This window comes from Butyricicoccus sp. OF10-2 (assembly GCF_003481925.1).
GTDB lineage: Bacteria > Bacillota > Clostridia > Oscillospirales > Butyricicoccaceae > Agathobaculum > Agathobaculum butyriciproducens.
Map to the genome: position 1 here is coordinate 127,957 of NZ_QUMC01000002.1, position 14,687 is coordinate 142,643.

19 protein-coding genes and 1 pseudogene are annotated in these 14,687 nt (G+C 50.6%); 15 read left to right on the top strand and 5 right to left on the bottom strand.

The window, feature by feature from the left end; translation table 11 throughout:
- The first annotated feature begins 45 nt into the window (after positions 1-45).
- Together DXB00_RS02310 and DXB00_RS02315 are read left to right on the top strand one after the other, a co-directional pair.
- Positions 46-243: a hypothetical protein gene (locus DXB00_RS02310; RefSeq protein ID WP_147358095.1), complete on the top strand. Its 198-nt coding sequence runs from the start codon at positions 46-48 to the stop codon at positions 241-243.
- Positions 243-917: an LPD16 domain-containing protein gene (locus tag DXB00_RS02315; RefSeq protein WP_118729714.1), complete on the top strand. Its 675-nt coding sequence runs from the start codon at positions 243-245 to the stop codon at positions 915-917. The genes DXB00_RS02310 and DXB00_RS02315 overlap by 1 nt, the downstream gene beginning before the upstream one ends.
- A gap of 289 nt (positions 918-1,206) precedes the next feature.
- Here the strand turns inward: DXB00_RS02315 and DXB00_RS02320 are convergent, their stop codons facing one another.
- Together DXB00_RS02320 and DXB00_RS02325 are read right to left on the bottom strand one after the other, a co-directional pair.
- Positions 1,207-1,755, bottom strand: a complete 549-nt coding sequence (locus DXB00_RS02320) for an AbrB/MazE/SpoVT family DNA-binding domain-containing protein (RefSeq protein ID WP_118729715.1) — start codon at positions 1,753-1,755, stop codon at positions 1,207-1,209.
- Positions 1,756-1,959: 204 nt separating this feature from the next.
- Positions 1,960-3,543, bottom strand: coding sequence for an AAA family ATPase (locus tag DXB00_RS02325; protein WP_118729716.1), 1,584 nt, complete (start codon positions 3,541-3,543; stop codon positions 1,960-1,962).
- Between the two features lie 221 nt (positions 3,544-3,764).
- Here DXB00_RS02325 and DXB00_RS02330 point away from each other — a divergent pair, with 221 nt between their 5' ends.
- The 10 genes and pseudogenes from DXB00_RS02330 (at position 3,765) to DXB00_RS02380 (ending at position 11,961) form a co-directional block, all read left to right on the top strand.
- A complete protein-coding gene (locus DXB00_RS02330; protein WP_118729717.1) occupies positions 3,765-4,001 on the top strand; it encodes a helix-turn-helix domain-containing protein in 237 nt (78 codons plus the stop codon).
- 448 nt (positions 4,002-4,449) lie between these two features.
- Complete coding sequence (locus DXB00_RS02335) at positions 4,450-4,851, top strand: type II toxin-antitoxin system PemK/MazF family toxin (RefSeq protein WP_243022697.1); 402 nt, start codon at positions 4,450-4,452, stop codon at positions 4,849-4,851.
- Between the two features lie 5 nt (positions 4,852-4,856).
- Complete coding sequence (locus tag DXB00_RS02340; RefSeq protein ID WP_118478688.1) at positions 4,857-5,057, top strand: helix-turn-helix domain-containing protein; 201 nt, start codon at positions 4,857-4,859, stop codon at positions 5,055-5,057.
- A gap of 108 nt (positions 5,058-5,165) precedes the next feature.
- Complete coding sequence (locus DXB00_RS02345; protein ID WP_118729718.1) at positions 5,166-5,963, top strand: helix-turn-helix domain-containing protein; 798 nt, start codon at positions 5,166-5,168, stop codon at positions 5,961-5,963.
- Between the two features lie 9 nt (positions 5,964-5,972).
- Positions 5,973-7,295, top strand: a complete 1,323-nt coding sequence (locus DXB00_RS02350) for a tyrosine-type recombinase/integrase (RefSeq protein ID WP_243107138.1) — start codon at positions 5,973-5,975, stop codon at positions 7,293-7,295.
- A 959-nt stretch (positions 7,296-8,254) separates the two neighbouring features.
- Complete coding sequence (locus DXB00_RS02360; protein ID WP_243022698.1) at positions 8,255-8,458, top strand: hypothetical protein; 204 nt, start codon at positions 8,255-8,257, stop codon at positions 8,456-8,458.
- A 14-nt stretch (positions 8,459-8,472) separates the two neighbouring features.
- Positions 8,473-8,874 (top strand): annotated as a pseudogene (locus DXB00_RS02365) (MobQ family relaxase); the annotation flags it as partial.
- Between the two features lie 128 nt (positions 8,875-9,002).
- The gene (locus DXB00_RS02370; RefSeq protein WP_118729721.1) at positions 9,003-10,658 is read left to right on the top strand and encodes a DUF3427 domain-containing protein; all 1,656 of its coding nucleotides are present in this window, start codon (positions 9,003-9,005) and stop codon (positions 10,656-10,658) included.
- Between the two features lie 12 nt (positions 10,659-10,670).
- Complete coding sequence (locus tag DXB00_RS02375) at positions 10,671-11,072, top strand: (deoxy)nucleoside triphosphate pyrophosphohydrolase (RefSeq protein WP_118729722.1); 402 nt, start codon at positions 10,671-10,673, stop codon at positions 11,070-11,072.
- 229 nt (positions 11,073-11,301) lie between these two features.
- Entirely contained in the window at positions 11,302-11,961 is a 660-nt protein-coding gene (locus DXB00_RS02380; protein ID WP_118729723.1) for a 4'-phosphopantetheinyl transferase family protein, read from the top strand.
- 45 nt (positions 11,962-12,006) lie between these two features.
- Here DXB00_RS02380 and DXB00_RS02385 read toward each other — a convergent pair whose 3' ends face one another.
- From DXB00_RS02385 to DXB00_RS02395, 3 genes are read right to left on the bottom strand one after another with little or no spacing between them, the layout of a single operon-like run.
- Entirely contained in the window at positions 12,007-12,261 is a 255-nt protein-coding gene (locus DXB00_RS02385; RefSeq protein ID WP_118729724.1) for a TIGR03905 family TSCPD domain-containing protein, read from the bottom strand.
- 25 nt (positions 12,262-12,286) lie between these two features.
- Positions 12,287-12,991 (bottom strand): HAD family hydrolase, encoded by a 705-nt coding sequence (locus tag DXB00_RS02390; protein WP_118729725.1) that lies wholly within the window; start codon positions 12,989-12,991, stop codon positions 12,287-12,289.
- 7 nt (positions 12,992-12,998) lie between these two features.
- Positions 12,999-13,559 (bottom strand): TIGR01440 family protein, encoded by a 561-nt coding sequence (locus DXB00_RS02395; protein WP_110437247.1) that lies wholly within the window; start codon positions 13,557-13,559, stop codon positions 12,999-13,001.
- Between the two features lie 181 nt (positions 13,560-13,740).
- On the opposite strand from DXB00_RS02395, the gene DXB00_RS02400 reads away from it, so the two are divergent.
- The 3 genes from DXB00_RS02400 to DXB00_RS02410 are packed head-to-tail and all read left to right on the top strand — an operon-like array spanning position 13,741 to position 14,629.
- Entirely contained in the window at positions 13,741-13,920 is a 180-nt protein-coding gene (locus DXB00_RS02400) for a spore coat associated protein CotJA (RefSeq protein ID WP_117491585.1), read from the top strand.
- Positions 13,917-14,174, top strand: coding sequence for a spore coat protein CotJB (locus DXB00_RS02405; RefSeq protein ID WP_119214470.1), 258 nt, complete (start codon positions 13,917-13,919; stop codon positions 14,172-14,174). The genes DXB00_RS02400 and DXB00_RS02405 overlap by 4 nt, the downstream gene beginning before the upstream one ends.
- Positions 14,174-14,629 (top strand): manganese catalase family protein, encoded by a 456-nt coding sequence (locus DXB00_RS02410; RefSeq protein WP_119214471.1) that lies wholly within the window; start codon positions 14,174-14,176, stop codon positions 14,627-14,629. Before DXB00_RS02405 ends, DXB00_RS02410 begins: the two co-directional genes overlap by 1 nt.
- The last annotated feature ends 58 nt before the right edge of the window (positions 14,630-14,687 follow it).

Consider the following 14,687-nt stretch of genomic DNA (forward strand, 5'->3'; position numbering starts at 1 on the left):
TCGGTGCCTGGCTGCTAATTTTTTTGCGAAAGGAGAAAGATTACGTTGATGTTTGAAAAGAAAGAAGCCCTTTATCTGGTGGATCACGAATCCTACCTGCACGTGAAGGAAACGGTCACGCAGACGGGGTTTGCGTATGAGACCTTCGATAAAGCTACCGGTGCTGCCCAGCACACTGGTCTGATCACCTATGAGGAGATGCTGGAAAACCCGATCCGCAATCCCCTCGCCTGTGCAGGGTGATGGCGCTTGAGGAGATCGGACTCAAAGGTGAAGTGGTTTCCGAAGTTGCACTTCGCACGCTGGAGCAGATCAAGGAAGCCAGACGCGCCTATCGAAAAGAGCATCCGGAGGATGCTCACGATCACAGCATCCGTTTTATCACCAGCGACTACAACGAGCTGTTCCGTATCCCGGACGGCGGCAAGGTGCAGATCGACTATGCAGGCAGGCACTTTGTTTCTCCCTGCGTGTATATTGATGATTACCACACCAGAATTGCCGGCCGGGTCTATCACATCTGCGAGTTCGCTGAGATGATGGAGCGCGGCGGCGGCACAGTCTCTCCCGAACCGGAAATTACGGCAAACCAGGCCTCCTGGCAGATTGGGCACCGCGAATATCTCTCCATTCAGTCCACCGAAACCGGCTGGGACTACTCTGTTTATGACCGGCAGTTCAGCGAAATTGACGGCGGCGATATTGATTTGAAGCACATCACCATTCAGCAGTGCAGAGATATGCTCCTGCAGGATCTCGGCTGGCAGGACAGGAGCTTCGTTCCGATGGATTACGAAATGGTTGAGGAGCGTGCTGCCGATGTCGCAGAGGAAAAGCTGAATTCCCTTTTTTGCCTGCATATTGGGAAGTCTTTTTACTTGCGACTGCCAGTCCGAGCCTACGCCTTTGCGCAGTAAATCGGCAAGTGTCAGAATGGATTCTCCCGGCTGCAAAAAGTCTGCACTGGAACAGCCGTTGCGGGTGCGGCCATGGACCTCTAGCCGCTCCATGCGGTAGGTTACATATTGAAAACCCAGTTCAATAATATTGGTTCGAGACAACAGCGCCGAAGTCACAGTTTCCGCCAGCCCTTCATAGCCGAACATATCCAGCTTAAACCAGCGGCCGTCCTCCTGCCACTTCTCCTGATTGCCCTTTGACGAGTTCCTGCAATGCGGTTTCCTGTCGTCCGCTTGATTACCACGCTCATCCCTCCATGATCACAAGGCGACAGTTGTCCTCTGCCATGCGGCCTTCTGTCCTGCGAATGATTTCCAACGGTTCATACTTTTCCAGTCCCAGTTCCGCTAAATAATAGCGCAGGCCGTCTCGCTGACGCGGCACACAGCGGCTTTCTAAAAGCTCCTGCAAATCGTCCCAAGTCGGGTTTTGGTTGACACCAAATGCCGTCCGTAACACATCCGCTGTGTGATTTTCGATTGCCAGCGTGCGCATTGTTCTGTCTGCGCAGATTTTCGTACACAGTGCGTTACCATCGTAAAAATGCAGGACAAGCAGCTCATGTCCGTGCCGACGAGCGGTATCCACAAAGTCTGAGTAGCCGCCCGATACAGCACGCCGTATCGTGATGGATTCACCATCAAACTGCAGCACAACTTCGCGCGATTCTTCGTCAATCCCCAGTTCGTTTATCCAGGCGGACGGCAGTGCCACGCGATAGTTTTTCGCATCCGCGCCAGCCGTTCCGCCTGCCTTGTTGATTAAAATTTTTGCCTTGCGCTGTTCTATCGACACTCATATCACTCCCTGCTATTATTATATCCATTGGACACCAATATAGCGAATTTTATTGTTCATTATTTACACGATAACGCTGTCCCTGCACGAGTTACTGCATAGGGCTATAAAGAGATCTTATCCGCAAATTTATAGGTAAAACCCTGCATTATATAACGCAGCCGTTAAGAGAGGCTGTAAATCTACTCTTAACGGCTGTGCTTATCTTTTTCTATATTCTTCGATCACGCACTCGTGCTCTTTGGTGTCTTTGTTATAGTTGATGCCAACAAGCAGGATATCGCCCGTATACTGCACAATCGATGCAGGGTAATTTCGATCCTTAATCTGCTGCAAAGCGGTCTGCGCGTTCTTGTTCCACTTCAGCTCGACAATCAGCGCCGGATAATCACTCCGGTATTCCGGTTTAGGCAGAAATACGAAATCCGCAAATCCGCGGCCGGCCAGCAGTTCACGAACCGGCTTAAAATAATACTGCATCGCGCTCAAGTAGGCGATCGTCAGAACACTGCTCAACGAATTTTCGTTATGGTACTGAATGACTGACGTATATTCATTGTGAATCTTCTCGATCTGCTCTGCTACTGCGGCACAGTCCCTATCGAGCGTTGCATCGAGCAGCTTATCAGACTCCTGTTGAAACAGTAGCATCTCATTCCACGGCTTACTCTCCACGGCCGTGGTTAGTTCCTGGCGGATTTCTTCATTTGGAACGGATGCGGTTCTTTCCCTCTGATCGTAGCCAAGATAGCCGAGATGGATCAAATAGGTCAGCACATCGTCCTTGCTGTTGATATTTGCCGTATCATTTTTGAATGTCGCGGTGTTCACTTTGACCGACGCGCCTGACAGCATTTCGATGACAGCGGTTTTCAGACCATCGTAGTCCATGTTGATGAGCGGAACAATCGCATCATACGATGCTGTTTCCGACCAGTAGCTGCGGAACTCCTGCCGCTGCATCACGCTGACGACTGCCCTCGGATTATAGATCTGCTGACCGTTCAGTAGATAGCCGTTATACCAGCGTTTCACCTCGCCAAAGTCCCGGTGATATGTGCTGCAAAGCCGCTGCACTTCGTCCTCAGTAAAACCGATAAACGGAGCGAGTGGACCGGGGCTCAGCATGGTGAATTCGTTAAAGTTATTGAGTGCTGACTGCGTTTTTTCTTTTTTGATTGGGAGAATACCCGTCAAATAGGCAAGCGCAATATACTTTGTCGGCTCGACTCCCTTAAAGAGACCGCGCAGGAAGCTGATATATTCGTTCTGGATTTTTGTATCAGCCGATGCATCTCGAATGAGCACATCCCATTCGTCAATGATGATAACAAATTTCCGTCCGGTCTTTTCGCGCACACGAGACAAGGCATCCGGCAGAGAAGCAACCTCGGACGGCAGAATATCCGGATAGATATCTCGCAGCTCCTCCATTACGCTTTCTGTGATGACTGAAACGATATTGCCATCCGCATAGGAGCGAAACCACTGAACATCGATATGAATAACATCATAGCGGTTCAGGTGCGTGCGAAACAGAGGGGTTTTCCCAATGTCCAGATCTGCAAACATTTTCTCGGAATCTGTACCTCTGCTGTAATACGCCGCGAGCATATTCGCTGCATAGGATTTTCCAAACCTTCTCGGTCGGCTGTTGCAGATATAGGCATCCGGAGTATCCAACACGCGGTTGGCATATGCAATCAGACCTGTCTTGTCGAGATAGATCTCCGCATTCAGCGCGACCTGAAATGCACTGTTATCTGGATTTACAAATCTCCCCATCTGTAACATCTCCTTTCAGCGGTAATCACTTCTCTATGTATTGATTTTACCATCCATCCGCACAAATAGCAAGCGAAGCAGATCTTCAGTGTTCAATTTCATATCGACCATATTTTCTACCAGCAAAGTTGCGCCAAAAATTCACTTTTCTTACCGCAAAACTGAATTGTTTAACTGAAAGGCTAAAACAGCCTTAAAATAAACAATTAGGAGTTTAACAAATGGACTATTTCGCTCAAATTGAACTCGGGCTGCGCATCAAAATGCTGCGTACGGAAAAAGGGTTAACCCAGGAAAAGCTAGCCGAAGCTTTAGGAATCAGTCTCGAACATATTGGAAAAATTGAACGCGGAAAGCGCACACCATCTCTTGATCTGGTTATTGCCATGTCCAAGTTCTTCCACGCAAGCACAGATTATATTCTTCTTGCCAATCGCAGAACAACTGAACTCGGGTAATCCGTACTCCCTGTACCTGTTACTTCTTTCGCAATAATATACAATTATTATGTAAGGATCATTAATCCTTACATGTTCTTTGACAAGTCAATATCAGTCAATCAAGTCCAACCCGTGTTGGGGAGCTACATCAGCGACCGATCGCCACGATTGCCAACTGGCAAGAGCGTGACTTCGCTGCAAGTATCGGAGCGAGCGATATTCAGCAACGATCCTTCACGTTTTTTAAAGATACTTCCGTACGAGGCTTCACGCGAAAGTGAAGGGGTGAAATTCCCATGAGGTCGGTTATCGCAGCCGACCGCTTGATTGACTCCCTACAGGCTTAATGCCTGCGATCCTGAGGGGGCGTCAGAGACAAATTCTCGGGAAACATAATCTTTAGCAATAGAAATTCACCGTGGGCGGGATCTTCTCCGCCCACGTTACATAATAGGAGTGGAAATCTATGATTAACAAAAATTGGAGTTTTCGCAGAGGTGACATTTACCTTGCTGACCTCGGCGAGCATCATGGTCACATTCAAGGAGGCACCCGTCCTGTTGTTGTCGTTCAGAACGAACAGGGCAACAGATTTGCACCGACCCTGATCGTCGTTCCTCTTACGACTGAAATCAAAAAAACAGACATGCCAACACACTACGTCTTGCGGCATCAACGCGGTCTGGACAAGCCATGCATGGCCTTGGCCGAACAGATCCAGACAATACGTAAATCGCAAATCATCCGCTATTTGGGTCATGTGCGACCAATCCATATGTCGTGCATCGACCTAGGCATTCGCGAGAGCATAGGCCTGCCGCCACAGCACATCATCCGCATCATACCACCTAACGAGCAAAAGGAGTAATTTTTATGCAAAATATCGATAGTATCCCTATCAGCACCGACAAGCGTTGCTATACGGTCGCTGAGTTGCAGAAAATGCTGGGCATTAGCCGTGGAAGCGTCTATCAGCTGCTGAAAACCGGTCAGTTCCACTGGTTTAAAATCGGCACCGCAATCCGCATTTCCAAATTCAGCTTTGACGAATGGCTTAATGGCCAATCCTGCTGATGTCAAGGATGTCGCTCAACTGTTCGACATCCTAACAATGTCGCTATACATCAACTAAAATATAGCTAGGTCAAATGACCTGGCTACTATTTTCGAAGGAGAATCCCCATGACAAAAAAGAAAAAGACTACAATGTCCGTCCCGGAGATGCAGCGCCTACTTGGCCTGGGTAAAACCGATGCGTACTGGCTTGTTAAAAAGCAATGCTTCGAGACCGCTATTATCAACGGCAAGATTCGAATCATAATAGACAGTTTCGAGCATTGGTATGCCCGACAAGTCAAGCACAAAAAGGTCCATAGGCCGCCGCCCGGCAAAGTACTTCGTGCAGAATCCTATTCCCCGCAAGAGCTTGCCGAAGAGCTAGGCATAGGCTTCAGTACCATATACGATATTATTCAACGTTACAACATTAAAACTTTTAAAGTTGATAGCTGGCTTCGCATTTCCAAGCGCGATTTTTTAGATTGGTATAAAACGCAAACCAGATACCGTACCCGAGCCGACCGAGCACGAGATGCTGCTCTTGAAGCACAGACGATGACAATGCCCGAAGTTGCACAAATTTTAGGTATTCCTCGCAAGGCTGTTTACCACATCCTCCTTTATGGCCCGGATCGAGACAAATTCGACTTCGTTTTTATCGCTGGCCGTCGGCGCGTGACCAAAGAGAGTTTCGAGCGCTGGCATGCCGATCAGAGCAGGTTTTGCACCGAAATCGACAAAACAAAGTCGGTTTTTTCGATGCAGGAAGCATCTGTCCTCCTGCACATTACATATAATGATGTCCGCCAAATGATTCAAAGCGGCGAACTCGCCGCGGAGAAATGCGGCGCAAAGTATTTGATTTCGCGAGATGAAATCCAGTGGATTTTGCTCCAACAGGAAAATAAACATGAAATTTGAGGTGAAATAATGGCATCAATCGTACATAGAAACGATCGTTTTCTCGTCGTGCATTACGAGTATGATGAAGTATCCGGAAAGCGCAAGCAAAAATGGGAAACGTATCGAACCCTGGCTGATGCAAAGCGCCGTAAGGCAGAGATCGAGCATCGTCAGGAGCTCGGCGCGCTGGATGTTCCCACCTGTAAGACCGTAAACGATCTCTTAAAAGAGTATATTTCTCTTTATGGCAAAGCAACATGGTCATTGTCCGTTTTTTCCAGCAATTCGCGCCTTATCAAAAATTATATTTCGCCGATTATAGGCAAAATGGATCTTTGCGAAATATCGCCGCGTATCCTCGAGAAATATTATCAGCAGTTGCTGAAAACCCCCGCTGTTTCCCATGTCACCCAGAAGCGCGGGGCAAAGGATTCCGGTTTTGTTCAGCCGGCGACAGTCCGCAAAGTCCACAGTTTGCTGCGGAGCGCCTTCAATCAAGCTGTCAAATGGGAGCTTATGGAGAAAAATCCAGCTCTCCATGCCACTGTTCCTAAGGCTGTACCCCAAAAACGTGAAGTCTGGGATGCTGAGACGATTTTTCTTGCACTCGATGTTTGCGATGATGCCCGTCTGAAGCTGGCAATCAATCTTGCCTTTGCGTGCAGCATGCGAATCGGTGAAATTCTCGGCCTGACCTGGGACTGCGTCGATATTTCTCCGAAAAGCATCGCAGACGGAACAGCATCCATCATTATCACGAAAGAACTACAGCGTGTCGACAAGACGGCCATGAAGTCCCTCGAGCAAAAGGACGTTCTCTTTATCTTCCCTCAGAGCTCGAAGCGCAACAAAACCATGCTCGTCTTGAAAAAGCCCAAGACGGAATCTAGCATTCGCAAAGTTTTTATCCCGAAAACTGTTGCGCGCCAGCTTGAGGCATGGAAGCGCGAGCAGGAGCGCACCAAGGAGGCGCTCGGTGACGAGTACACTGACTACAACTTGGTCTTGGCCCATGGTCTGGGCAGCCCGGTGGAGCAGTCACGGATTACTGCGATGTTCCAAGCATTAATTAAGAAAAACGACCTGCCAAAAGTTGTTTTCCACTCGCTTCGCCATTCCAGCATCACTTACAAATTGCAGCTGACTGGCGGTGACATCAAATCAGTCCAAGGTGACTCCGGTCACGCGCAAGCCCAGATGGTGACAGATCAGTACGCCCATGTCATGGACGAGAACCGCAAAAATAACGCCGAGCTGTTCGAGCAAGTTTTTACCGTGGCAAAATCCCGGATGCGCAAGAAGCATCCCCTGCTGTCAATCCTCCTTCCGGCATCGATCCGTCGCTTTTGAAAAAAATCTCCGAAAACCCCGACCTGCTCAAGATTCTGAGCGCGCTTGCCGACAATCTTGGCTAACCCTCCCCCATCTAAGAGAGCACCCGTGATCAAGTGCTCTCTTTTCATTTGCGTGGAATTATGATATATTATATAGTATCCTTTGCTTGATTTATGATGTGAAGAACAGTGCTGTATTTCATGTAAAACCGTCTAATATTGGCGCGCGAAAAAAATACGCATCTTCCCCCGTATTAGAAATTGTCTAACAAACGTCTAATTTGCCTGTATCTTCCATGAACCACAGTGAACACAAAGCGACTCTGCATCACGGGACCGCATGCATCGACTTACTCCCACGAACTCGGGTGAACACGGGCGAAACCGGCGGGGGGCTTCTCCTAAGCGTGGGGTCGGAGGTTCAAATCCTCTCTGGGACGCCAGCTAACAACGCCGAAAGCCTTTGTTTTCAAGGGTTTTCGGCTTTTCTTATATAAAAAACTGTGAAAAAGCTCTTTCACTATATGAGATAAAATCCTACTCCAAATTTGATTTTTGACAACCCCTCCGGAATCGAACTGCGGTTATAAGACAAAATCGCCAGCTAATGTTTAGCAGAAAATGGGCTGTTCTTGCTAATGAAAATACCTCTCCTGCTAATCAAAAAAGGCAGATGTTTTCAGTATCACGCTGTTATGGCAGATAAAATTGAATATGGTTGTATACATAGAGCGTCTATTTGCCCCGCATCGGGGATAGATAGGCGCTCTTTTTTGTCCAAAACCATGGGCAAATACAAGAGATTGGAGGTGTTTTATTTGAGCAACCCTGTTTATGCCGTAGACAAGCCGAGCGATTGCCATTACTGCTACTTCTGGACGAATGGCAGAAAGGGTTGCCGTCTGGGTAGAAATCATTGCTACTACTTAATCTCTTTGCCACCGAAACCCAAGTCGGAATGTGATGGCTGTCCCTATGGGCGAGATCACCCGTGCATTGGTTGGTGTACGAAAAAGGTCATGCGTGAAGTGGGGCTTCGTTAATATGGATGCGTATGAACAGGAATACCGCTTCTGCTATTTTGCCCGATGTCCTTACGAAAAGACGGATATGGCTTTCCGCAGCATTCCGCTGACAACAGAAAGTTTTCCGCAGAAAGAAGGTGGTGAAGCCGTGTGAGTTTCGATTATTTTTACGGTCAGCAAGGCGTGGATTTACTTCCCACCGTCCATGAGGGCGCAACCGTCCGGGCAATGGAGAAGAAAGGCATCCGCACCGAGAAAGGCGAGTTCAACCGCTGGATCAAGGCAACCAATGCCGTTATCCGAGACATCAAGAAGAAAATCGCTCTCCTGTTCGATTGGATTGCCGAAGCAAAAGCAGAGCTTGCCAAGCCGCAGGCACCCGACCTTGTTTCTCTGCTGAACGCCTATTACACCCAGCGCAAAGCCGGGGCGTATTCCCAAAAAGGTAAAATCAGCAACCTAAAGGAGATGAACGATACCTTCAATTATCTCCGGGCAAACGGCATTTACTCTCTTGAGGATTTGGAACGCCGTGTCAGCGAACACAGTGCTGCCACAGAGAGCTTGAAGGTTGGACGCTGATGAATGGATTGATTTTCCTTGCGGTTTAGAGTACAATAAAATTGTCGAAATTACTCAAAACAGTTCAAGGAATAACACCTATTACGAATTACGCTATCGCACAGGAGACTTCTTTCATGCTTAAACAAGGCCTTTACGAGCAAGTAGTGAATACCGAAATCAAAGATGAGCTGTGTCAGCTTCCGGAAGGCAGCAAGCATGTCGAGAAAATCGATGCTGCCGAGTCCTCCTCGGTCTTAACGCAGTACCTGTCCGAAGTCGTTCACAAAGGTCTTGACCGCATTGCCGGTGACGATATTTCTGCGCAGTTAAATCTGGTCAACAAAATTGTTGATCTGATTTCGCAGGAGACAGCGCAGGATGACCTGCGCGATTTTACTGTGGACGATGAGGGCGAGCAGTTATTCGCATTGCTGTCCCGCGATGATCCTATGATGCGCATCGGCCGGAAAAAAGCAAAGGACCTCCCTCGCCCCGAAACATCGATTGCGCAAAGCAGCTTATTTACCGGAGCAGTTCATGAGCCGCAGATGTTTTCCGAGCTGAAGAAAGAAATCGCCTCCGCAGACCGCATTGATATGCTGGTTTCGTTTGTCAAATGGAGCGGTCTTCGTTTAATCATCGATGATCTTCAGCATTTTGCGGACCGTGGCGGCAGGCTCCGCGTTATTACGACAACATACATGGGCGCAACGGACGTGAAAGCGGTGGAAGCGCTTCGCAAGCTCCCCAACACAGAAATCCGTGTATCTTACGATACCGAGCGTACCAGACTTCATGCAAAGGCGTATATGTTCTATCGTGAAACCGGCTTTACCACGGCGTATGTCGGTTCTTCCAACCTCTCCAATCCGGCTATGTCCAGCGGACTGGAATGGAATGTTAAGCTGACAACCAAGGATATGCTGCCAACCATTCAGAAGATGGAAGCAACCTTCGATAGTTATTGGAACACCGCCAGCTTTGAAGTCTATGAGGGCGGGTGCAGGGAAAGACTGGAGCGTGCACTGTCAGCAAACGGCAAGGCCAATCCGACAAGCGAGATGCAGTTCGTTTTCGATATTCAGCCCTACCCCTACCAGCAGGAGATTTTGGATCGCCTGCAGGCAGAGCGCGAGGTTCGCGGCTATTACCGCAATCTTGTCGTTGCAGCAACCGGCACCGGAAAAACCTTAATCTCTGCCTTTGATTACCGACGGTTCTGCAAAGCCTTTTCCGGTTCGAAGCCCCGTCTGCTGTTTGTCGTTCATCGAGAGGAAATTCTGAAACAGAGCCGAAGTGCTTTCCGCGCTGTATTAAAGGACCCCAATTTCGGAGAGCTTTTTGTGGGCAGCTTCAAGCCGAGCAGCTTGGAGCATCTATTTATTTCAGTGCCGAAAAATGTGCGGGAGGGTGTCAAGTGGCTGCCGGACAAGCAGGTCAATGTGTTCTTTATCACGCTCAACAAGGCGGACAAGGACTACTCACCGACTACCATGTACAACGACTATTCGATCAACGAAAGCCTGTTCCATTGGCAAAGTCAAAGCACCACATCCGACACGGCAAGCACCGGTCAGCGTTATATTAACCACCGGCAGCGCGGCAGCAAGGTCGTTCTCTTCGTGCGGGAGTTCAAGCAGGATGGCATCGGCGCTGCACCGTATACCTGTCTTGGAACAGCAGCCTATGTGAAGCACACCGGCAGCAAGCCAATGAATATTACATGGCATCTGGACCAGCCGATTCCGGCGAAGTATCTTCGCAAGACGAACAAGCTGGTAGTCGGATAAGGAAGGCATTTTATGAAAACAATCCGAGTGGTCGCCGCAGTCATTCGTGATGGCGAAAAAATCTTTGCCACCATGCGCGGCTACGGTGACTTTAAGGGACTGTGGGAGTTTCCCGGCGGAAAAATCGAGTCCGGCGAAACGCCGCAGGAGGCCTTAAAAAGAGAAATCCGGGAAGAACTGGCCTCCGAGATTTCGGTTGGCGAGTTGATTGATACCGTTGAATTTGATTATCCGACCTTTCACCTTTCAATGGATTGCTTCTGGTGTCAGCTGGTTCGCGGTAATCTTGAACTGTTAGAGGCCGCCGAAGCGCGATGGCTGACCAAGGAAACACTGAAAAGCGTGGAATGGCTGCCGGCTGATTCAGGGCTGATTGAAAAGATTGAGAAAGCGCTCGCTTTGCTGCCATCTTGAACTGTAATGCAAGGCGGTGCAGCCATCATCTGTGAAGCCTTTCCGGTATTCAAAAAACAGATATGCGAAAAATAATCGTCTTGCCGAAACTTGTTGACAGCGAAACCGGTTGGAGGTATATTGGTTTACACAGAAACCAGACGCAAACCGGTATTATGAATACCGAACTGATGCATTTATTCGTTAATCAGACAGCAAATCACATGAATGTTGCAAGAGGAGCATTACTTTGACCCATCTTTTCGCCCTGTCCACAGCGGCCGCCGATATTATGAATATTTCGCTTCGTTCCCGCCTGTCCGCCGCGCGGCTGACGTATATCGACAGCCTGCACGGCACCTCCCGTCAGCAGAGCTTCACTGCTTCCCTGCTGCTGGATGAGGCAATCCGCCTTTGCTGTCCGTCCGTGCCGCGCCCGCTCGACATTGCCGCGAACGAGAACGGCAAGCCGTATCTGACCGCCGCGCCGGATGTCCATTTCAGCCTGTCGCATTCCGCCGCATGGGCAGTCTGTGCGGTGAGCGACCACCCGGTCGGCGTAGACATTCAGCAGTGCCGCTCCTTCAAACCCAATATTGCCGACCGCTTCTTCCACCCCGATGAGGTGCAGTACCTGTCCTCGCTCTCGCCTGCCGAGCGCGAAAACGCGTTCTACACACTGTGGGCGCTCAAGGAAAGCTACGTCAAGGCCGACGGCCGCGGTCTGCGGCTGCTGCGGCAGTTCTGCGTAGATATCGCCTGTCAGCCGCCGGCAATCACCGTCGGCGCACCCGGTTCCCTATTTGTGCCGGATTTCCCCGATCCCGCCTACAGGCTCGGCGTATGTGTGCGCGAAACCGGCGCAGAAGCGCCCAAGCTGACCGTTCTGCGGAATTTTTCCGCCGAGTAAAGCGTAAAAAAGAACCGATATCGCAAGATATCGGTTCTTTTTGTGTTATTCCGCGTCTTTCGCCTTGCGAACCGCTGTCGCCAGCTGATCCGAGCAGCTTGTGCCGCGTCCGTTGCACGAAATGCCCTTGAAGTAGCCTTCAATCTGCTCCACGGTCATGCCCTCGACCACGCGGCTGATCGCCTGCAGGTTGCCGTTGCAGCCGCCCTTGAAGGATACGTTGTGCACGGTATCGCCGTCCAGATCGAACGAAATATTCATCGGACATACGCCGTGCGGCTTGTAGTCAAAATGCTGCATGTCTTTTCTTGTCCTCCCTAACTTATCAGAGCAGGGTGCGGATATGCGCCGCTGCCTGCTCAAATGTGCGTACCTCGGTATAGGACAGCTCACCGACCGGTTTCGGTTTGTCCGTCCAGTTGAGCCACACGCCGTCAATGCCAACATCGAGTGCGCCCTGAATATCGTGCGTGAAGTTGTCGCCGACCATGACGGTCTCCTCCGGCAGACAGCGGCATTTGTGCATCGCCAGCCAGAAGATCGCCGAACCCGGCTTATCCACACCGGCTTCCTCACTCGTAACAAGGCAGTCCACCTTGTCGGCAATGCCGAGGTACTCCAGCTTTTCCATCTGGATATCCGCCAGCATGTTGGTGCAGATGGCCACCTTAACGCCCGCCGCACGCAACTCGTCCAAAAACTCAGCCACGCCCGGGCGCAAGGTCATCTTAGCGAACACCGCATTCCAGTACACGCGGAATGCCTCGCGCGAATAGCGAACGGCGTTCAGGCCCATGCGCTCGAGTGCACCCTGTGCAAACAGCACACGGTCATGCGTAGGCGGCATGGCAGGCTGCTGCCGTGCCAGACGCTTGCGGTTGACGCGGAATGCGTCCGCAAACCCCTTGCCTTTGTCTCCAAACGTGCTGATGGCCCATTCCTCCAGCTTTTCGTAGGCGTAGGCGTCCCCTGCCCGAAAGCTGGTGTATAACGTGTCATCCAGATCGAAAAAAACTGCTTTTAATCCCATAAAATCCTCACAAAAGTTTTTCGTTATAGACTGCGCGGCTGCCGCCTACAAACTTCGGACGGCGGCGTGCGCACAGCAGAACGGCTTCGCCGATCTTCTTGGTCTCAATGCGCAGCGGTACGACCACCGGCTTGATGTGCATGCCGATCAGCGTTCCGCCGATGTCCATGCCCGCAGAGGCGCTCTGCTTGAGCGACTCAACCGCCACCGGATCATCAAAGCGCTTGTACGCAGTCGTGCCGAACGAACCGCCTGCCTTGGGCTGCGGAACGACGTTGACCTCCTCCAGACCGAACTGCTCTGCCACAGCACGCTCCACGATCAGCGCACGGTTGAGGTGCTCGCAGCACTGCGCCGCCAGTTCCACGCCGTGCTCATGCAGTACGCTGTGAATGCCCTCGAATACCGCTTCGGCTACCTCTACACTGGAATGCGTGCCAATCTTCTCGCCCAGAATCTCACTTGACGAGCAGCCGACCACAAACAGGTCGCCGATCTTCAGCTTGGCTGCCTCACAAACCTGCTCTGCCGCCTTCGCACTTTGTTCTCTGATTTTAGAAAGCTCCATTTTTCATGCCTCCCCTTATAAGAGTACTATTAGTATAACATAAATGTCGGAACTTGTTAAGACCCAACGGCGTATGTTGAGAGTGAGGAGTTAGGCGGTATCGTGATGATATTGCAGGGCGGGGTGAATCATTATCCACTCCTATCTCCTAACTCCTACCTTATACGAAGGGAGAATAACCATGCAGAATCATTTACAGACCAAGGAGAGTATCCCTGCCGGTCTGCTTTCGCTTGCGATGGCCTTTGTGCCGACGCAGGAATTTGATACGCCGTATGATCCGGTGCTCGCGTTCTCGCGCGGCACGATCTTTCCGGCACTCGACAAGCCGTTTCTCGGAGAGGAGGCCGTGCCGCAATGACCGACAAGGAGAAGCTGCTCGGGCGCGTGCGCATGTACGATTTCGCGCTCGTTGAGGTGATCGAGTACCTCGACGGCCATCCGGACAACGCTACCGCGCTCAAATACTACAACGAAATGCGCACGGCGTTTGACAAGGCCGCCGCCGAGTACGAGGACGCATTCGGTCCGCTGACCGCCCGCGAGGTGGATACCTGCAGCGGACACTGGACGTGGATCGACGATCCGTGGCCGTGGGAAGGAGCTGAGGACTGATGTGGTCATACGATAAACGATTGCAGTTTCCGGTAAAGATCAAGAATCCGAATCCGCAGACCGCCAAAATTGTTATTTCTCAGCTTGGCGGCCCGGACGGCGAGCTGGGTGCGTCCATGCGCTATCTCAACCAGCGGTACGCCATGCCGTATAAGGAATGCAAGGGCATTTTGACGGACATCGGCACGGAAGAACTTGCGCACATGGAGATGATCTCCGCCATCGTGTACCAGCTGACGCGCAATCTCACGCCCGAGCAGATCAAGGAGGGCGGCTTTGACGCCTACTTTGTCGATCACACGACCGGCATTTACCCACAGTCGGCCTCCGGTGTGCCGTGGAGCGCCGCAACGTTCCAGTCCAAAGGCGACCCGATCACTGATCTGTTTGAGGATATGGCAGCGGAAGCTACACCTTTACGAGAACAATCCTTTAGGCTTTTCGCACCATTTTAGCGTATATATCGCCACATTTCTGTATATTATCATACGCGGTATACTCATTGAATGATAA